The sequence below is a fragment of the Paraburkholderia madseniana genome, from assembly GCF_009690905.1.
Classification (GTDB): Bacteria; Pseudomonadota; Gammaproteobacteria; order Burkholderiales; family Burkholderiaceae; genus Paraburkholderia; species Paraburkholderia madseniana.
In genome coordinates this window covers 43262-63322 of the sequence record NZ_VOSW01000047.1, presented here as the reverse complement: position 1 = coordinate 63322, position 20061 = coordinate 43262, and the positions used below count along the sequence as shown (strand labels likewise).

The window sequence follows — 20061 nt, the reverse complement described above, 5'->3', positions numbered from 1 at the left end:
GAAGTCACTTCTTTTCGGTGCTTTGACCGTCAGCGCTGGCGGTGCCTGCGTCCTTGGCTGTAGCGCTCGCCGCGCCTGACCCGCCGAGCGCATCGCCTGCCAATCCGCCGGCGCCGGCCGCGCCACCCACTCCACCGCCGCCATCGGCCACTCCCCCAGCCTGAGCCCCGGCCTGCCCCTGAGCGCCACGCGCAAGCCGCCAGGCGATCGCGCCGAGCGAGCCGACGGCCAGCAACAAAGCGGCCCACAACATATAGCGCCGCATCGCATCGGGGTCTTTGCCCGATGACTGCGCATCAGCCTCCTGCCCAACGGGCAGTTCCTCACCCAGCCGCGCCGCCACGGCAACCGACGAAGCGCCCATCAGCAGATCCGCCCGGCTCACCGCCGACGACACCGCAGCAGCACTCCCCACCGCCAGCGTGAACGGCTCAGCGCCGCGCGCGACGAACGTGAGCGTCGCCGGACGCCAGCCCGCGGCGACGGTCAACGCGCCGCTTCCCAAACCGCCATTGCGGGTGTCGACCACCACGCGCCATTGACGATCCGTGTCGGGCGCCATTTCAAGCGATGGATTGCTCTGCTCCACCGTGCCGTTATGCAAGCGGAACAGCGTCGCGCTCGATACCTCTCGCCACGCCGTCTCCAGACCCGAGCGCGAATAGACGACGGCCGGCGCCACGGTATTCGGCTGTGGGAGATTCAGGCGCAAACGATCGACGGGGTAAGGCCCGCCGGTCTCGAAGAAATACTCGCCGGTTTTCGGCCCCGGGCGGGCCACGATACCTTCGCGCCATTGCCGTTGCATATCCGCGCGCTGCGCCGCGCCGGCGCTGGCCACCTGCACCTGAGCGTCGATCGATTCGACATACGGCGCGCCGTCGAGCCAGTGCAAGCGCAGATAACGCGCGCGCATCCCGTTGAGTTCGATGCGATCCTGGCTCAGCGTGCTGCCGTTGTAGCTGACCTTGAGCAGTTGCGCCTCGCCCGCGGGTTGCCAGTTGCGCAGATCGTCACTCGACTCGACGTTGACGCGCCCCTGGTAATTGTCGTCACGCACATGCACGACCAATGCCTCGACCCGAGCTTCGCCCCGCGCCTCGCGCGCGACGTCGATCAGGTCGGTGTCATGTTGTGCGCGATCGGGCGGCGCTGACGTTGCCCGCAGCGATCCGTCGGCGGCAATCGTCACGCCGAGTGGCGCACCGGTGCTGCCGGAAGCGGCGGGCGGCAAGGGAAACCAGTGCACCGGCCGCAATGTGGCCGGTGCGCGGGCCGACTCACGTGGCGCGTCGAGCGAATAAGGCACAGGTTCGCCGGCGCCATTGAATACGCGCACATCGCCGAGATCGTTGCGCTGGCTGGCAGCGTAGACGGTGGCCGGAAGCGTCACGCTGTAATAGGCGGCGCCGCTTTCGAGTTCGAGCGCAAAACGCTGCGCAAAACGATCGGCCGCTACGGCCGCCGTCGATACCCACACAGACGAGATCGCGAGACACCACCCCGCCGCTATCAAGACACGCTTCATTGCTCAGTTTCCAGAACTGCCGCTTTGGGCGGCAACGGCGAGAAGTAGCCGATCAGCAGCAGCATCAGGCCGATACCGATGAACGACACGATCCGTTCGATACCCGTCACGTGCGACAAATCGAACAGGAACAGCTTGACGACGGTCACCGCCAGCAGGCCGCCGCCGATGAACCAGAATATCCGGCTGGCCCGGCGAGTTGCCCAGATCATCATAGCCAATGCGCAGACTGTCCAGAACACCGATATCGAAGCCTGCACGAGCATCGAGCGTGACATCTCGTCGAGCTGATACGGCACGCCGATCCAGTGATGCAGCGTGCGCAGCAGCATCGCGTTGAGCCAGATGAATCCGGTCACGCCGACCGCCACCTGCAACGGCACACGGTATTCGCCGACCGGCACACCCAGGCGGCTGATGCGCACGAGCCACAACGCCGCCAGCGCAAAAATCACCGCCTGCACCAGGTCGAGCGGATTGAGCAGCGGCAGCCGCGCCCACGCGCCGCCGTCCTGAGTCAGGTTGGCATAGAACGTCCACATCCACATCACCAGCACGAGCGGCGTCGATGCGATCGCGCACAAGCGCACAATACTGTCGCGACGCGCGAGCCACAGCCCGGCAAATGCAAACGCGCTCCAGCCGACCAGAAACACCTGCTGGAAACTGAACGACGCCAGCACCGCATCGACATCGTACCCCGCATGGAAATGATGATGCAGCGTGCGCAGCAGCAATGCGTTGAACCATAGGAACAGCGTCGCGAGCACCGCGTAGTCGAACGCTCGCGGATGCCAGTGCACCCCGAGTGCGCGCAGCCGCCGCAGCCACACGGCGCAGGCGACGAACGCGAGGATCTGTGCGACATCCAGCGGATTGAGAATCGGCAGCCAGAAGAGCGGCGCGGCGCTACCGTCGCTCGTCACGCTTGCGATGCTCCACACCCACAGCAAGGCGGCGAGCGGCGCCGCTGCCCACACCTGATAAGCCGTTACGAAACGCGCGACCGGCCAGCGCAAACGATGCCCGACGCCCGCCACCAACAGCAGCAGAATGCCGAAGCCATAAGCCCACGCACTCCAGCTCCATGCGCCTTCCGGCACGTAGGCGCGCAAGCCCCAATAGCCTTCGAGCGCGATGAGCGCGCCGGCTGTCCAGAACATCAGTGTATGAAGCGGCGCAAGCACACGATCGCCGACGTCGCGCTGCTGACGCCACAGCAACAAGTAGGTAGACGCGGCGGCAACAGCGCACACCAGCCAACCGTAGCCGCCGACCGGCGCCATGCTCAACATGAACAGACTCAAGGTCAGCAGAGCGAGAACCGGCACGAGCGCCAGCGCCGGCAGTTCGGCGAGCGGCCAACGCAGCTTGCGACGCGCGCCGTGCGCGAGCCACGCTGTCAGAACGGCGAACAGCGCGACGACGGCAGTCTCGAAACGATCGCGATCATATGCAAGATGCGCCTGCGCGTACGCGTCGATTTCGTGGAGACCGCCAGAGACCCACCACAACAACCCCCACACGCCGGCGACAAGGCCGATCTGAGGCATCCATGCATGCCACGCGCCCGCCTCGCTGCGCCCATGCAACCGCCATCCCGTGAAGATGCCCGCGACCGCGATCAGCACGCTCGCGATGTACGCGCCGTTGAGCACCGGCCAGGCATGCGCTGCATCGATCTGCGCGAGCGTGCCGACCACATACGCGCCCGCCGCGGCTAGTTGCATCAGCAAGCCGAAGCCAAACGCGATCAGGCGCCGCTGACGCACAGCGAGCCAGGTGATCGCGGCGCCTTCGATTGCCCAGGTCGCGCTCGTGGTCGGTCCGGTGAAAGCAAGCGGGACAGCGAGCGTGGCGAAGATCACGGCCAGCGCGAGCATGGCTTCGAACATCATGCCGAGGTGCGCGCGCCGCCGCGCCAGCCAGGCCGCAATCGCGAGGTAGAACGCGGCCAGCGCCACCGCGCTCCACGCGAGACCGAATTCGGTGCCTTTCATCATCGCCGCTTGCAGACCGATCGCGACGAGCGGCGTGCCGAACACCAGCGTGCCGTCGACGTAATGCTTGAGCGCGACCTCGCGGCGCACCGCATAAAGCAACGCGATGCCGACATACATCAGGAAGAACAGGATCAGGAACGGTTCGGTGCTGGCAAGCAGCTCGGGCCGGTAAGCCGTCGCGCCCCATGCGGCGCCGATCGAAAACGTGAACACGAAGCCAAGCAGGTTCAGAGGCCGCCACGCCTTGAACCACGCGATTGCGAAAACGCCCGCGTTGAGCAGCGCGTAGTAGCTGAACAGCATCACGTGACTGCCGCCGCCCGTCGAGAGGAGCACCGGTGCAAGGAAACCGCCTGCGCTGCCCATGAAGGCCAGCGACGACGCGTTCTGCCGCACCGCCAGAAACGCGCTCAAGCCGCAGATCGCGATCATCAACGGCAAGGCTGCGCCCGCCGGCAGCAGATGGTAGAGCCTGGTTGCGGCGAACACGGTCAGATAGAGCACGCCGACGCCACCGCCCTGCAGGATCAGCCCGTAGGCGCCGCGGCGCTCGCCGATGCACCAGCCGAGTCCGATCAGCACGGTTGCGGCAAGCGCAACGCCGGCGAGGCGGAATTCGATCGGCAGCAGGCTGTTGTCGGCCGCGTATTTGAGCAGGAACGCAATGCCGAAGAACAGCACGATAATGCCGACCCGCACAACCGTGTTGCCGCCGAATAGCCAGTCACGGCCACGTTTGAAGAGGCGTTCAGCGAGGCCGGGACCGCGCGGTGGTGCTGGCGGGGTTTGCGCTGGCAGAGGGTCGGTGGAAAGCGCTGGCCCGGCGGACGGCGACAACAGCAGAGGCGATCCGGCGGACGGCGGCAACGCCATTGGGCTGAGTGACTCAGCATTCAGCGTGCTCGATGCGCTCGGCTCGCTTGACGCGGGCGTACCGGCCATCGCGGGCGGCGTAACCGCGCTGGCGCTCACCGTCGAGCGTACGGCTGCCGGCTGCGTAGGCGTTGCCTGAAACTCGCGATGCGGCTTCTGCCCCGCCGCGGGCGGCATCGCGTACGAACGCGGCACGACATTGGCCGGACGCAGTTTGAACGTCGCGGGCTCACCATCCGCGCTTTCAGTCGCCGATGCGCCGGTGACGCTGGCCCGCAATTCGTGGATCTCGCCGCGCAGAGCGACGATCTCGCGCTCAAGTTGCTCGACGCGCGCGGCCAGTTCGCCGGATGGGCTGACGGTCTGGTTCAAGCTATCGGCCCTAACAGGCTTGGACGCTGGTTCGTTCGCGATGTCCGGGCGCTTCTTTTGCAGCAGACATGCGAGCGCAACCCCGGCCACTCCACCCATCAACGCACCGAAGCCGATCGAGAAATCGTTCGACACGGCGGCGATTATCCCGACCACCACGCCGACCACGGCAAATATCACGCTCATCGCATCCCTCTTTTATTGTCTTCTGTTGCGAGATCCATTTGTCACCCGGATTAATCCGAGAATATCGCGTCAGCAATACGGCGAAAAGCGGCGCGCAGAATACCACGTAAAGCGCGCTTTCGAGCCATCGAGCGAGCGCAGTCGAATCGTCACGCTTATTTGCTGATGCATATCGGTTTTTTCCAACTTTGTGCTGCTTATTTCCTCGGATTAATCCGCCGGCGGGTAGGCACGAGCGTATAGCGTGCATTAACAATCTACGCAATATGGGTGACAACGGATAGCACCCGATCTCAGGCGCAACTCGATGGGCACACCGATTACATGGACAAATCCGGCAGCGGTGCCCAACTCCATATTGCTTAATAGCCTGACCGCGCTGAAAACCATCGTCACACTTCGAACACGGCAGACCCGGCGAGGCAGCCGCGTTCGCGGCAACCCGCCAACCATGTCAAAATTCGGGATCGGCCACCAGGCCTTCAGTCACCCCCATTTCATCCAGGGAAGCTTCAGTGGACATCAACAAACAGGTAGCGGCCCTCACCGCCTCGGAACTTCAAACCGCCGGCGCGAGCCAGGCGACGGCGATCGCCGTCAGTGTGGTGCTGCGTCATCTGCGCTCGCCTGAGCTGGCAAAACTGTTGTCATCGTCGTTCGAAAACCACCAGGCGGTCATGCTGCAAACGCCGTGGCCCGATCAGATGCTGCAGGCGTTCGAATCGACCCGCCGCTTTCTCGAAGGCGCCGTGCAAGCCGAGTTGCCAGGCACGCAAGCCGAAGCGCAACCGCCAGCACCGGACGCTTGAGCGCAGCCGGGCACGCAAGGCCTGGCGCGAAGTCACACGAAAAACAAAAAACCCCGCCAGTCCAAAGACTTAACGGGGTTCTCTGCTTAACGGGTTCTCTACTACACAGGGATGGTGCGAGGGAGGGGACTCGAACCCCTACACCCTTGCGGGCGTCAGGACCTAAACCTGGTGCGTCTACCAATTTCGCCACCCTCGCAGCCGGGCAAAGCGCTGTGCGTTCTACCCGATGTCCTGCATGCTCACGGCCGCGTTAAAACCCGCGCCCGAAAGCGTAAGCGCGAGATTCTAACCGATTGATTCGCACTTGTCTGCATTTGCTCGTGCATCGCCCCGCGGGGCGTCGATGCTACAATTTTTGGCTAAACGCACGCACACCGTGCCCCTGTTCGCCTGCCCTTCCCCACATTCCTATCCCGTGAATTTCGACGAATACTGCCACCAGAAAGCGGCGCCGCCCGGATCGAGCACTTACTATGCGCTTCGGCAGGCGTCCGCGGCAAGCCAACCGCTCCTGACCGCGCTGTTCGCGCTGCGTCGCGAGTTCGAGGAAACCGTTAAGGAAACCAGTGATCCGGCCATCGGCCGCACCAAACTCGCGTGGTGGCAAAACGAGCTCGCCGCACTGGCTTCGGGTTCACCGTCACATCCGGTTTCCAAGGCGCTGGCGGCTTATCTGCCTAACGTCGAGGCCGAATATCCCGAGTTGCAGGCCTTGCTCGCCGGTTTCGAAATGGACCTCGACCAGGCGCGCTATCTCGACTACCCGAATCTGCGGCGCTATGTGCAAGGCGTCGGCGGCACCTTCGCGTCGCTGGTCGCGCGTGCTACGGCGAAAGACACCGCGCAGGCGTCGAACTGGTCCGCGCCGCTCGGCGAGGCACTGCAGCTTGCGCAGTTCGTCGCCGAAACCGGCAATGATGCGCGCCACGGCCGCATCTATATTCCGATCGATGAAATGCAGCGCTTTAACGTCACCGCTGCGGATCTGATCAATCGGAAATACTCCGATGCGTTTACCGAGCTGATGCGCTTCGAGACCAAGCGGGCGCGCGACGCGTTGCAAGCAGCGCTCGCTGCCATGCCCGCGAATGAGCGCCGCTCGCAGCGCACGCTCGTGGCGCAGGCGGCACTTGCCTTGGCGCTGCTGGATGAAATCGAACGTGACGGCTATCACGTGCTGCATCAGCGCATTGCGTTGACGCCGATCCGCAAACTCTGGATCGCGTGGCGCGCGAGGTAAGCGGCGGACGCAACGGCCGCCAGCTCATGCTGATGAGCCAACGCCGTCCATCATCAGACGCGCAGTAACGGCAGCGGCTCGAACCGCTGCTGCAGGATCGCAGACGCGTCGAGTCCCCACCACGGCCCGAGCACGGTCGCGTAGAGTTGCTGAAAATCGACGCCGACCGGTAAGTTGCCATTGCCATCGAGCCGCGCGAGCACCGGCGGCACGCCGTACAAACCGCCCCGCACTCGCCCGCCCATGACGAAATGCGGCGCCACGGTGCCATGGTCGGTGCCGTTGCTCTGATTCTCACGCGGGCGCCGGCCAAACTCGGCGTACGTCATCACCAGCGTCTCGCTCCAGCGGCCGAGTTCCATCAGCGCCGACTTCATCGACGCAAACCCATCGGCCAGTTGCTTGAGCAACGCCGCCTGTTGACCCGGCTGGTTCTGGTGCGTATCGAAGCCGTTCAGCGTCAAACGGATCACCGCGACGCCCTGCCCGCTCTTCGGCTGGCCTTGCGGGGTTTTTCCAGCCGCGAGCACCTGCATCGCCGTCTTGATCGAACCGCCGAATGCGCCACCGGGAAACACCGTCTTCAATTGCGCCTGACCTTGCGTGGGACGCAGACGATCGGCGGCTTTCACGATGTCGTTCTCGACGTCGAGAATGTGCGCCAACTCCGGATTGCGCTCGTGCAGCGACACCGGCGTGACGAGGCGCGAAGCCTTGACGAACTGCGCCGGATTGACCAGCGCAATCGCGCGTGCGCCGTTGGCGAGCGGTCCCATTTCGGCACTGCCGATCACCACGCCGTCGGCTGCAAAACCCGCGGGCACCGGCGCCTGCGCGAACGCACGTGTGAGCCAGCCCTCGCGCAGATATTGATCCGAACGCGACGCGGTGTCCCAGATCTCGATCGAGCGGAAATGCGACAGGTTCGGCTGCGCGTAGCTGACGCCCTGTACGATCGCCAGTTGCTGGCTCTGCCAAAGCGGCATCAGCGGCTGCAACGACGGATGCAGCGCGGTACGCTCGTCGAGCTGGATTGCCTGCTCGCGTTTGATGCCGATGTTTTTACGCAGCTGATAGTAAGTGGGATCGGCAAACGGAATCACGGTATTCAAACCGTCGTTGCCGCCCTTCAGTTCGACGAGGATCAGCAGGTTGCCGTAACCTCGATTCGTTGAGCCGCCCACTTCTGCCGCCAGCGCACCGAACGCGTGTGGCAACCACAGCGTCGCGCCGGCGGCTGCGCCCATCGAGAGAAAGCTGCGTCGTTTCATCCTGCACCTCGTTCGATTGTCATGGCGCGTGTCGTGCCGCCGTCGACGGATCGTTTATTTGCGCTGCTCATCGGCGTTACACGGATGAGCAGCTCAATTCCGTCGCCGGTCCGCGCTGCTCACTTCCTCACTTCAATTGATAAGCCGGGTCCATCAGCAACGCCTCCAGATAAGCGCTGGCGGTCGAATCGGTTTCGATCGCGTCGACCGGTGTGAGCGGCAAGACCGCGTGCTGCAACTGAAGCTCCGCCGACAGCCCCGGCTTCGCCGTCGGCGCGGTGTTGTAATGCGCAAGCCACGTGTCGATGTCAAAGCGTACGCCACCCTGGCCGACCGGGCCGACACGCGCCATCGCGTGCTGCATCGGCGGACTCGCCTGCACATTGCCTGGTGCGCCACTCGCCGCGATCTTTGCGCCCACCGGATTGTTCATGTGCTGCGGACGGGCGGTCTCAGTCGCGCGAAACAGTTGCTCGACGAATTGCTTGCGCGCCAGCAGCGTCGAACTATTGATCCATATCGTACCGCCCGGCCATCCTTTGACGTTGGGCGGGTAGAACAGGTTCTCGCCGAGCGTACGGATCTGCGCGGCGAACGCTGCCGTGTTGTCGTAGCCGATGTCGAACGCACGCAGTGTCCCAACCACGAATTCAACCGGCGATTTCACGAGGACGCCGCGATCGCCGTCGTCCCAGAACGCGTCGCTCATGAAAAGGCCGCGCAGCACGACCTTGATATCGTAGTGACTCGCGCGGAACTGCGCGGCGATCGGCGCGATGCGAGCGGGGTCCGGTGTATCGGAGACGAACTCGCGCCACAGCTTGGTCGTGACAAAAGTCGCGGTCTCCGGTCGCGCAAGCAGGATGTCGAGCACCTGATCGCCGTCGAACGGCCCGGTTTGACCGAGCACGGTCTTGTCGCCATCGTCGTGCTGGTTGGCGCGCCACACGTACGCCTGGGTGTCGGGATCGAGGCTCCACCCGGTGTAGGCACGCGCGGCTTCCGATACGTCGCGTTGTGTGTAGTGCCCTTCGCCCAGCGTGAACAGCTCCATCACTTCACGCGCGAAGTTTTCATTGGGCTTGCCCTTGCGATTGCTCGCGCCATCGAGGTATTGCAGCATCGCCGGATCTTTCGCGACGTCGTGCAACAGTTCGCCGAAGTTGCCGAGCGCGTCACGGCGCAACAGCATGTTTTGCTGCGCCATCTGCTGCGGATACTGGACCTTGTCCTGGCCGGACGTGAAGTGGTTGTGCCAGAAGAGCGTCATGCGTTCGGTCAGCGGCGACGGCGTGCCCAGCATCTCGCGCACCCACCACGCGCGTAATAGTTCGTAACGCTGGCCGCGCAGCCGCTGCTCGTCGCGACGTTGATCGTCCGTCCATGTCTTGCGAATGTCGCGCGTCGGGACCGGTTCGAGCACCCACTCCGGCAGCGGTGTGACAGCTTCGGTTCGGGCTGTCGCGAGCACCTTGTCCACTGCCTGCTCGCGTGTGAGGCCAACGTATTGCGCGACCTCGCCATTATCGGGCGCAAAGCCGACGCGCGTCAGGAAGAAGCGGGCGTCGTCGGCGTCGAGGATGTCCTCGTCGGCCACGGAAACGGCAGACGCGGCAGACGGCGCGCGATGCTTGTTATGGGGAGCATGAGAGGTAGGGGCGCCCTGCTGCACGGCCGGCGCCGGTGCACACCACGTCACGGCCACTAACGCCGTGGCCATGACTGCCAGCCAGCGCGCATCTTTACCGCCTGTCAGCACTTTCATCATCGGTCATCCGGTTGCGGGGCATCACGGAAAGGCATTCGCGCATGCGAAACGCGCTGTGCTCTGGCAACTCAACGGCAGATGGAACGGGAAAGTTGACGGGGGAAGTGCAACGAAATCTTTCACGCGCGGAGAAACAGCGACCGGCGGGCGACCGGCATGCCCGGGAGCAGGCACGAAAATAGCTACCGTTTATAGAGCTCGCGGACAGCGTCTTCGATGTGCTGCCGTAACAGACGCCGTTCGTCGGGCGTCATATGACCATCACGACGGCGTTGATCGAGATCGGGGGGAACTGCGGTGCGCAACATCACGTCTGACGCAGGGCGGTCGTTAGTGACGCTGGGGTTGCGGCGACTCGCTTTGGAATTAGGCAGTTTTGGCGTACGTTCGCTTGCAGCTCTGTCGGCCGAAGGCTGGGCGTGGGCGAGCGTTGGTCCTAGTGTGCCTGCAAGCGTACCGGCAATCGCCAGTGCAATTACGCTCAGGCGCACATTCGGCCAAACCCCTCCCTTCATGTTGTTCCCTTCGTGGCGCGGCAACCGGCTACCTCAAATGCGTATACAAACCCCGGTAGCGAGCCGGGTGCGAGAGTTTTAGTCGAGTGAAGTATCCACCGAACAGCCGCATTCAGTAAAGGAGTCTACCTGCCCGTGCTTTACGTCGTGCCACAGTGCGGGTAAATTTTGTAACTGACTGTAACCCGATAAATGATGCAACCGCGCGCTACTTTCTAATCGCGCTAAGATGCCGACCATGGAAACCAAAAACCCTTCGAAAATCCTCGTCGTCGACGACGATCCGCGCCTGCGCGATCTGCTGCGCCGCTACCTCGGTGAACAGGGCTTCAATGTCTACGTTGCCGAGAACGCGCCGTCCATGAACAAGCTCTGGGTGCGTGAGCGCTTCGACTTGCTGGTGCTCGATCTGATGCTGCCCGGCGAGGACGGCCTGTCGATCTGCCGCCGCCTGCGCGGCAGCAACGACCGCACGCCGATCATCATGCTGACGGCCAAGGGTGAAGACGTCGACCGTATCGTCGGCCTCGAAATGGGCGCCGACGACTATCTGCCCAAGCCGTTCAACCCGCGCGAACTGGTCGCGCGGATTCACGCAGTGCTGCGCCGGCAATCGCCGTCGGAGTTGCCAGGGGCGCCGTCCGAAACCACCGAGGTGTTCGAGTTCGGCGAGTTCGCGCTGAATCTGGCCACCCGCACGCTCACCAAGGCCGGCCAGGAAATCCCGCTGACCACGGGTGAGTTCTCGGTGCTAAAGGTATTTGCGCGTCACCCGCGTCAGCCGCTGTCGCGTGAAAAACTGATGGAACTGGCGCGCGGCCGTGAATATGAAGTGTTCGACCGCAGTCTCGACGTGCAGATTTCGCGTCTGCGCAAGCTGATCGAACCGGATCCGGGCAGCCCGCGTTTCATTCAAACCGTCTGGGGCCTCGGCTACGTGTTCATTCCTGACGGTGCAGCCTGAGTTTGCTCTCGCCTCCTGTCGACCAGAGTTGGCGCTTTAGCGCCTTATCTCTGGTCCCATGCAAAGCGGTCGACCAGAGTTGGCGCTTTAGCGCCTTATCTCTGGTCCCCTACAAGATAGTTCCAGATAAGAAGGGCCCATGCGGATCGACCGGCGCCTCCTGACGCTCGCGTTCGGCGGCCTTTTCTGGCGGACCTTTCTGTTGATCGCGCTGTTGATCGCAGTCAGTCTCGCCGCGTGGTTCCAGAGCTTTCGGGTGATCGAACGCGAGCCGCGCGCGCAGCGCGTGGCGTTGCAACTGGTCGCCATCGTCAAGCTCACGCGCACCGCACTCCTCTATTCCGATCCCGATCTGCGGCGCGCCCTGCTGCAGGATCTGGAGAGCAATGAAGGGGTGCGCGTATACCCGCGCGAAACCACCGACAAGTACAAACTCCAGCCCGACGAGTCGCTGAACCGGCTGATCGAACACGACATTCGTGGCCGTCTCGGCGACGACACGGTCATTGCACAGAGCGTGAACGACATCCCCGGCGTCTGGATCAGCTTCAAGATCGACGACGACGATTACTGGGTGGCGCTCGACCGCGATCAACTGGACAACGCGACGGGCCTGCAATGGGCCGGCTGGGGCGTATTTGCGCTGGCGCTGTCACTTTTCGGCGCGGCGTTCATCACCAGTCTCGTGAACCGTCCGTTCGCCCGGCTCGCCATGGCCGCGCGCAAGGTCGGCTCAGGCCAGTCGCCAGAGCCCTTGCCCGAGCGCGGCATGGGCGTGGCCGCCGAGACCAATCGCAGTTTCAACCAGATGGTGCAGGACCTCGAACAGCTCGAGGCCGACCGCGCATTGATGCTCGCCGGTATTTCGCACGATCTGCGCACCCCGCTCGCGCGGCTGCGGCTCGAAACCGAAATGAGCCCGTCCGACCAGGCCACTAAAGACGCGATGGTTGACGACATCGAGCAGATGGACATGATCATCGGCCGGTTCCTCGACTACGCCCGCCCGGTGCAGCGGGTGCCGGAGCCCGTCGACCTGTCGGTGATCGCAGGCGAGCTTGCCGCGCGGATGCAAAGCGAGGACAGCATGCGGCTGATTACGCGCCTCGCGCCATCGGCGGTGATCGAGGCGGATGAGACCGACATGCGGCGCGTGGTCGGCAATCTGCTGGAGAACGCGCGCAAGTACGGTTTGAGCGACGGCGACGGCATACCGCACGTGATTCTGGAAACGCGGGTATCGCACTCGCGGGTCGAATTGTCCGTGGTCGACGAGGGGCCCGGAATTCCTGAAGACCAATTGGCGCTTGTCACGCGACCGTTCTATCGCGTGAATTCCGCGCGTACCCAGGCGAACGGCACGGGCCTCGGCATGGCCATCGTGCAGCGGCTGGTAGGCCGCTATCGCGGCGCGCTGCGTCTGCGCAATCGCACACCAGGCCCGGGCCTCGAGGTCACGATTGAGTTTCCGCTCGCAAAAGGCGCCTGAACCGGCAGGGGCGTTGCGTCGCCCGTGCACCCCCCGGCCGCGTTGAGTAACAACTCCCCCAAGGCGTTAGATGGATACTATTGAACGGATACCTTCATAGGGCCATACTCGGAAACGTGCAACGTAGTTGTTCCGACGAGCTGATAGCGTCAAACATGCTGTTTTTCCATCTCACGAAGGAGCCCCTGCATGAAAACCGTTGGCGATAAAGTCGAAGCGTTCACCGTCACTGCGGCCAAGCCGGGCTTCAACAACCATGAAGAAAACGGCGTGTCCGCGTTCGAAGAGATCACGGAGCAGTCGTTTCCGGACAAGTGGAAGATCATCTATTTCTATCCGAAGGACTTCACGTTCGTGTGCCCGACCGAAATCGTCGAGTTCGACAAGCTGGTCAAGGATTTCGACGAGCGCGACGCGGTGTTGCTCGGTGGCAGTGTGGACAACGAATTCGTCAAGCTGGCCTGGCGCCGCGAGCAAAAGGACCTGAGCCGGCTAAACCACTATTCGTTTGGTGATGTGAAGGGCGAGTTGATCGACCAGCTCGGCGTGCGCGACAAGGAAGCTGGTGTGGCGCTGCGCGCAACGTTCATCGTCGATCCGGACAATACGATTCAACACGTTTCGGTGAACAATCTGAACGTCGGCCGCAACCCGACAGAAGTGCTGCGTATTCTCGACGCTCTGCAAACGGACGAAGAGTGCCCGTGCAACCGCCCGATCGGCGGCGCAACGCTGTAATCCGCATATTGCTGCTGAAGGTGAACAGGTTTTTTTCGCGCGCAGCGGGATTAAGATTTTTTCGCTGCGCGCTCATGGTTTTTGTGAAAGAACCGCAAACACCAAAACCCAACATCAATTCTTGTTCAACAAAACCGCTGCCTGCGCTTCAATGCCCTCGCCTCGCCCGAGGTAGCCCAGCTTCTCGTTAGTTTTGGCTTTAACATTAACCCGTTCAACCGGCAGGTTAAGATCCGCAGCGATATTAGCCCGCATCCCTTCGATATGCGGCGCCAGCTTGGGCGCCTGAGCCACCACGCTGCTATCCACGTTAGCGATAGAAAACCCCGCCGCTGTCACGCGAGCAAAACACTCCCGCAATAAAACCCGGCTATCCGCGCCGGCGAACTTCGCATCCGTATCGGAGAAATGCCGCCCAATATCGCCCATCGCGGCCGCGCCAAAAATAGCATCGGTAATCGCATGCAACAGCACGTCCGCATCCGAATGCCCGAGCAGCCCGCGCTCATAGGGAATCGTCACGCCGCCGATAATCAACGGACGTCCCGGCACCAGCGCATGCACGTCATAACCCTGCCCAATTCTGAAATCCATATGCTCAAGCCCATTGATTAAAATCTGATTTATCCATTCAGGAAGCCGAAGACGGCCGGCACAAAATCGCCTCGGCCAGATCGAAGTCTTCCGGATAAGTGACCTTGAAGTTACGCAAACTCCCCTGCACCAGCCTGGGCGCGTGTCCCAGCCACTCGATCGCGCTCGCTTCGTCGGTCAAATCGTGGCCGTCCGCCTGCGCGCGCAAAATCGCCTCGCGCAACATGCCGATGCGGAACATCTGCGGCGTCTGCGCTTGCCACAGACCATCTCGTGCCTCCGTGCGGGCAATCCGCCCGTCAGACGAGCCCGGGTCGATCCGCTTCAAGGTATCCGCCACCGGCAAGGCCATGATGCCGCCCACCGCGTCGTCCTTCAGCGCGCCGATCAGCGTGCGGATCAAGCCAGGCGTAATGCCCGGCCGCGCTGCGTCGTGCACCAGCACCCAGTCGTCGTCGCGCGCGCCGAACTCGGCCAGCGCGTGCAGCCCGTTCAGCACCGACGCCTGGCGCGACGCCCCACCGGCGCGGCGCACGGCGAAACGCAAGCCGCTGAAGCGGCGGGCGTCGAAATGCTGGTCGTCGGGGGCAATCACGACAAGGGTTTGCGCAAACTCGCTGCAGGCGTCGAAAGCCGCCAGCGAGTAATGCAACATGTCGCGACCGGCGACAGTGCGATATTGTTTGGGCATCGCTGCGCCGGAACGGCTGCCGGTGCCAGCGCACGGAATCAGGGCAAATAGACGGGAAGTCACGAGTGCGGATGCCGCGAGGTCAAAGTAAAGGACGGATTTTATAATAGGTCCTTCGCATCTACGCCCCGACACGCGTAAACTTGCCGATCACGTGTGAGCCCGAGGCCGCTTTTTCTCTTCTATGCCAGACATCGCCGCATCATCGCAGTACTCCCCGCCCGTCGCGCTCGTCAAGGCCGGCCAGCGTTTCGCCTTCGACGGCACGCACGGCTCGTCCGACGCGCTGCTGATCGCCCGCTACCATCTCGCCTACCGCGAGAAGGTGCCGCTGCTGGCGGTCGTCTGCGAAAGCGCCGTCGACGCGCAGCGGCTGGCGCAGGAAATCAGCTTTTTCGCGCCCGAGGCACGCGTGCGTTTGCTGCCCGACTGGGAAACGCTGCCTTACGATACCTTTTCGCCCCACCAGGATCTGGTCTCCGAGCGCCTCGCCACGCTGCACGATCTGGGCGAAGGCCGCTGCGACATCCTGCTGGTGCCGGCCACCACCGCTTTGTACCGGATGCCGCCCGCCTCGTTCATGGCGGGCTACACCTTCTCCTTCTCGCAAGGTGAACGCCTCGACGAGGCCAAGCTTAAAGCGCAGTTGACGCTCGCCGGCTACGAGCACGTGAGCCAGGTGGTGCGTCCCGGCGAATACTGCGTGCGCGGCTCGCTGCTCGACCTCTACCCGATGGGCTCGCCCCTGCCGTACCGGATCGACCTGTTCGACGACCAGGTCGACTCGATCCGTGCATTCGACCCGGACACCCAGCGCAGCCTCTATCCGGTGAAGGACGTGCGTCTCTTGCCCGGCCGCGAATTCCCCTTCGACGAAGCGGCGCGCACGGCTTTCCGCAGCCGCTGGCGCGAGACCTTCGAGGGCGATCCGAGCCGTGCGTCGATTTACAAGGACATCGGCAACGGCGTGCCGTCGGCGGGCATCGAATACTATTTGCCGCTCTTCTTCGAAGAAACGGCGACGCTGTTCCATTACCTGCCCGAAGGCGCGCAACTGGCGTTCGTCGGCGATCTGGACGCGGCGATCCGGCGCTTCACCAACGACACCAAACAGCGCTACAACTTCCTGTCGCACGATCGCGACCGGCCGATTCTGGAGCCGCAGCGTCTGTTCCTCTCGGACGAGGATTTCTTTGCGTTCGCCAAGCCGTTCGCGCGGCTCGCCTTGCCCGCCAACGCGGGCGGCGGCTGGTCGACCCCGCTGCCGGATCTTGCGATCGACCGTCACGCGGAAGATCCGGTCTCGGCTTTGCGTACCTATCTCGAGACCACGCCGAACCGCGTGCTGTTCGCCACGGAATCGGCGGGCCGTCGTGAAACGCTGTTGCAACTGCTGGCCGATAATCACCTCCGGCCTGTATCGAGCGACAGCTTCCAGGACTGGCTCACGAGCGACGAACGTTTTTCGCTAGGCGTCGCGCCTTTGGCGAACGGCTTTGCGGTGCCCGTCGACGGCATCGCGATCATCACAGAAACCGAGCTTTACGGCCCACTCGCGCGCCGCACGGGACGGCGCCGCCAGGAGCAGGCGAGCAACGTCGATTCGATGGTGCGGGATCTGTCCGAGCTGAAGCTCGGCGATCCGGTCGTGCATTCGCAGCACGGCATCGGCCGCTATATGGGCCTCGTCACGATGGATCTCGGCGAAGGCGAAACCGAGTTCCTGCACCTCGAATACGCGGGCGACAGCAAGCTTTACGTGCCGGTCGCGCAATTGCACGTGATCTCGCGTTACAGCGGTGCGGATCCGGAAAGCGCGCCATTGCATTCGCTCGGCTCGGGCCAATGGGAAAAGGCCAAGCGCAGAGCCGCGCAGCAGATCCGCGACACCGCTGCCGAACTGCTGAACCTGTATGCCCGGCGCGCCCTGCGCGAAGGCCATGCATTCGCGCTCGAACCGAGAGACTATGTGAAGTTCGCCGAGAGCTTCGGCTTCGAAGAAACACCGGACCAGGCCGCGGCGATTGCGGCCGTAATCGGCGACATGACGAGCGGAAAACCGATGGATCGCCTCGTGTGCGGCGACGTCGGCTTCGGCAAGACCGAGGTGGCCTTGCGCGCGGCATTCATCGCGGTGATGGGCGGTAAGCAGGTTGCGCTGCTCTCGCCCACCACGCTGCTCGCCGAACAGCACACGCAAACCTTTAGCGATCGATTCTCCGACTGGCCGGTGCGCATCGCCGAATTGTCGCGCTTCAAGTCGACCAAGGAAGTCAACGCGGCGATCCAGCAGATCAACGAAGGCACGGTCGATATCGTGATCGGCACGCACAAGCTGCTGTCGTCGGACGTGCAGTTCAAGCGGCTGGGACTCGTGATCATCGACGAGGAACACCGTTTCGGCGTGCGTCAGAAAGAGGCATTGAAAGCGTTGCGCGCCGAAGTCGACGTACTCACGCTCACTGCGACGCCAATCCCGCGTACGCTCGGCATGGCGCTCGAAGGCCTGCGCGATTTCTCCGTGATTGCCACCGCGCCGCAAAAGCGCCTCGCGATCAAAACCTTCGTGCGTCGCGAAGAAGACAGCGTGATTCGCGAAGCAATGTTGCGCGAGTTGAAACGTGGCGGCCAGGTGTACTTCCTGCATAACGAAGTCGAAACGATCGAGAATCGCCGGCAGATGCTTGAAGCGCTCGTGCCCGAAGCACGTATCGCCGTCGCGCATGGACAGATGCATGAGCGCGAACTCGAACGCGTTATGCGCGACTTCGTTGCCCAACGCGCGAACGTTCTGCTGTGCACGACGATCATCGAAACCGGTATCGACGTGCCGAGTGCGAACACGATTCTGATTCACCGCTCCGACAAGTTCGGCCTCGCGCAATTGCATCAGTTGCGTGGCCGCGTAGGCCGTTCGCATCACCAGGCGTATTCGTATCTGCTGGTGCATGACCCGCAAGGTCTGACCAAGCAGGCGCAGCGCCGCCTCGAAGCGATCCAGCAGATGGAGGAACTCGGCTCGGGCTTCTATCTCGCGATGCACGACCTCGAAATCCGCGGTACGGGTGAAGTGCTCGGCGACAAGCAATCGGGCGAGATTCAGGAGATCGGATTCCAGCTTTACACCGACATGCTGAACGACGCCGTGAAGGCGCTCAAGGAAGGCAAGGAGCCGGACCTCACCGCACCGCTCGCGGCGACCACCGAGATCAATCTGCACGCACCGGCGATTCTGCCGGCGGACTATTGCGGCGACGTGCAGGAACGCCTGTCGCTCTACAAGCGCCTCGCGAATTGCGAACACAACGATTCAATCGACAGCATTCAGGAAGAGTTGATCGACCGTTTCGGCAAGTTGCCGCCGCAAGCGCATGCGCTCGTCGAGACGCATCGCCTGCGGTTGGCGGCGAAGCCCTTGGGCATTTCGAAGATCGATGCGGGCGAAACGGTGATCGGCTTGCAGTTCATCCCCAATCCGCCAATCGACGCGATGCGGATCATCGAGATGGTGCAGAAACACAAGCACATCAAGCTCGCGGGCCAGGACAAGCTGCGCATTGAAACGCGCAGCCCGGATCTGGCCGTGCGTGTGGCGACGGTGAAAGAGACCTTGCGCGCACTCGGTACACCCAGCCGCGGCACGGCTGCCGCGGCTGCCGCGCGCTAACGCCGTATGCTGCGGTGCGCAAACGCGCGCCGCAGCATACGGGTGCGTTTTTTTTGGGTATGATCGAAAGACTCAAATGCCGGAGTCTTGTCATGTCTCACGTCGCTGAAACAGCGCAGTCCTCGCAAAGCCCCGCCTCTGAATCGAATTCTTCTTCGCCTGCCTCGCTGCCAGCCTCGCTTCCGTGGGTGACCCGTCTCGTGTCGATGGACACGGTAAGCCGCAATCCGAATCTCGGTCTGATCGAAATCGTACGCGACGAATTGCGCGCAGTCGGCATCGAAGCCACACTCACCCACGACGAAAGCGGCAAATGGGCGAATCTCTTCGCAACGATTCCCGCACACGACGGTGAGACAAATGGCGGCGTGGTGCTGTCGGGCCATACGGATGTCGTGCCCGTAGACGGTCAGCAATGGGACAGCGATCCGTTCAAGCCGGAAATTCGCGACGACAAGCTGTACGGCCGCGGCACCTGCGACATGAAAGGCTTCATTGGCGCGGCGCTTGCACTCGTGCCCGAGATGCAGCGCACCAGACTCGCGAGGTCAATTCACTTCGCGTTGTCGTTCGACGAGGAAGTCGGGTGTGCCGGCGCACCGCTCCTGATTGCCGATCTGATGAAGCGTGGTGTGAAGCCGGACGGCTGCATCGTCGGCGAGCCGACCAGCATGCGCCCGATCGTGGCACACAAAGGCATCAACGCATATCAGTGCTGCGTGCGCGGCCAGGCGGCGCATTCGTCGCTCACACCGAAGGGCTTGAATGCGATCGAATACGCCGCGCGCCTGATCTGCTACATCCGCGATATGGCCGATCAATTCCGCGCGCAGGGCCCCTTCGACGAACTGTACGACGTGCCCTTCACCACGGCGCAAACCAGCACGATCATCGGCGGCAACGCGATCAATACCGTGCCCGCCGAATGCAAGTTCCAGTTCGAATTCCGCAATCTGCCCACGCTCGATCCCGAACCGATCTTCGAGCGCATCGATCAATACGCACGCGAAACGCTGCTGCCGAAAATGTTGCGCGAGCATCCATCCGCGGCCATCGAGATCACGAAGATCGCCGCGGCGCCCGGCCTCGATTCGTCTGAACAAGCTGCAATCACGCAACTCGTGCGTGCGCTGACCGCGGACCAGGACAAGCGTAAGGTCGCGTACGGCACTGAAGCGGGGCTGTTCTCGCTGGCGGGCATTCCGAGCATTGTGTGCGGTCCCGGCGACATCCAGCAGGCGCACAAAGCCAACGAATTCGTCGCGCTGGATCAGCTCGTGGCATGCGAGCGCTTCCTGCAAAAATTCATCCACAGCATGTCGGTCGAGGCGCACGCGCACTGAAACTGAG

Annotated in this window: 14 protein-coding genes and 1 tRNA gene; 7 read left to right on the top strand and 8 right to left on the bottom strand. The window is 63.0% G+C overall.

Annotation, left to right across the window (positions count from 1 at the left end; genetic code table 11):
• Nucleotides 1-4: 4 nt before the first annotated feature.
• Both FSO04_RS24040 and FSO04_RS24035 read right to left on the bottom strand, forming a co-directional pair.
• Entirely contained in the window at nucleotides 5-1528 is a 1524-nt protein-coding gene (locus FSO04_RS24040; RefSeq protein ID WP_154563149.1) for a DUF3999 domain-containing protein, read from the bottom strand.
• Nucleotides 1525-4962, bottom strand: coding sequence for a DUF2339 domain-containing protein (locus tag FSO04_RS24035; RefSeq protein WP_154563147.1), 3438 nt, complete (start codon nucleotides 4960-4962; stop codon nucleotides 1525-1527). Before FSO04_RS24035 ends, FSO04_RS24040 begins: the two co-directional genes overlap by 4 nt.
• Nucleotides 4963-5477: 515 nt before the next feature.
• Here FSO04_RS24035 and FSO04_RS24030 point away from each other — a divergent pair.
• Nucleotides 5478-5771, top strand: coding sequence for a hypothetical protein (locus tag FSO04_RS24030; protein ID WP_168435808.1), 294 nt, complete (start codon nucleotides 5478-5480; stop codon nucleotides 5769-5771).
• A 112-nt stretch (nucleotides 5772-5883) separates the two neighbouring features.
• Here FSO04_RS24030 and FSO04_RS24025 read toward each other — a convergent pair.
• A tRNA-Leu gene (locus tag FSO04_RS24025) sits at nucleotides 5884-5970 on the bottom strand.
• A 219-nt stretch (nucleotides 5971-6189) separates the two neighbouring features.
• On the opposite strand from FSO04_RS24025, the gene FSO04_RS24020 reads away from it, so the two are divergent.
• Nucleotides 6190-7014, top strand: a complete 825-nt coding sequence (locus FSO04_RS24020; RefSeq protein WP_168435810.1) for a squalene/phytoene synthase family protein — start codon at nucleotides 6190-6192, stop codon at nucleotides 7012-7014.
• A gap of 53 nt (nucleotides 7015-7067) precedes the next feature.
• Here the strand turns inward: FSO04_RS24020 and FSO04_RS24015 are convergent, their stop codons facing one another.
• The 3 genes from FSO04_RS24015 to FSO04_RS47670 form a co-directional block, all read right to left on the bottom strand.
• On the bottom strand, nucleotides 7068-8285 hold the full coding sequence (locus FSO04_RS24015; protein WP_154563143.1) for a DUF1501 domain-containing protein: 1218 nt from the start codon (nucleotides 8283-8285) through the stop codon (nucleotides 7068-7070).
• A 127-nt stretch (nucleotides 8286-8412) separates the two neighbouring features.
• Nucleotides 8413-10053 (bottom strand): DUF1800 domain-containing protein, encoded by a 1641-nt coding sequence (locus FSO04_RS24010; protein ID WP_154563141.1) that lies wholly within the window; start codon nucleotides 10051-10053, stop codon nucleotides 8413-8415.
• A gap of 182 nt (nucleotides 10054-10235) precedes the next feature.
• Nucleotides 10236-10568 carry a hypothetical protein gene (locus tag FSO04_RS47670; RefSeq protein ID WP_154563167.1) on the bottom strand — a complete coding sequence of 111 codons (333 nt, stop codon included), beginning with the start codon at nucleotides 10566-10568 and terminating at the stop codon, nucleotides 10236-10238.
• Nucleotides 10569-10797: 229 nt separating this feature from the next.
• On the opposite strand from FSO04_RS47670, the gene ompR reads away from it, so the two are divergent.
• From ompR to FSO04_RS23990, 3 genes are all read left to right on the top strand, one after another.
• On the top strand, nucleotides 10798-11532 hold the full coding sequence (ompR, locus tag FSO04_RS24000) for an osmolarity response regulator transcription factor OmpR (protein WP_006048917.1): 735 nt from the start codon (nucleotides 10798-10800) through the stop codon (nucleotides 11530-11532).
• 139 nt (nucleotides 11533-11671) lie between these two features.
• On the top strand, nucleotides 11672-13021 hold the full coding sequence (locus FSO04_RS23995) for an ATP-binding protein (RefSeq protein WP_054039512.1): 1350 nt from the start codon (nucleotides 11672-11674) through the stop codon (nucleotides 13019-13021).
• A gap of 189 nt (nucleotides 13022-13210) precedes the next feature.
• Nucleotides 13211-13759 carry a peroxiredoxin gene (locus FSO04_RS23990; RefSeq protein ID WP_154563139.1) on the top strand — a complete coding sequence of 183 codons (549 nt, stop codon included), beginning with the start codon at nucleotides 13211-13213 and terminating at the stop codon, nucleotides 13757-13759.
• Between the two features lie 114 nt (nucleotides 13760-13873).
• On the opposite strand, the gene ispF is transcribed toward FSO04_RS23990, so the two are convergent.
• Nucleotides 13874-14353: a 2-C-methyl-D-erythritol 2,4-cyclodiphosphate synthase gene (gene ispF, locus FSO04_RS23985; RefSeq protein WP_154563137.1), complete on the bottom strand. Its 480-nt coding sequence runs from the start codon at nucleotides 14351-14353 to the stop codon at nucleotides 13874-13876.
• A 37-nt stretch (nucleotides 14354-14390) separates the two neighbouring features.
• A complete protein-coding gene (ispD, locus tag FSO04_RS23980) occupies nucleotides 14391-15107 on the bottom strand; it encodes a 2-C-methyl-D-erythritol 4-phosphate cytidylyltransferase (RefSeq protein ID WP_168435807.1) in 717 nt (238 codons plus the stop codon).
• A 121-nt stretch (nucleotides 15108-15228) separates the two neighbouring features.
• On the opposite strand from ispD, the gene mfd reads away from it, so the two are divergent.
• Nucleotides 15229-18711 (top strand): transcription-repair coupling factor, encoded by a 3483-nt coding sequence (gene mfd, locus FSO04_RS23975; RefSeq protein ID WP_154563135.1) that lies wholly within the window; start codon nucleotides 15229-15231, stop codon nucleotides 18709-18711.
• A 92-nt stretch (nucleotides 18712-18803) separates the two neighbouring features.
• Entirely contained in the window at nucleotides 18804-20054 is a 1251-nt protein-coding gene (gene argE, locus FSO04_RS23970) for an acetylornithine deacetylase (protein ID WP_154563133.1), read from the top strand.
• Nucleotides 20055-20061: the final 7 nt, after the last annotated feature.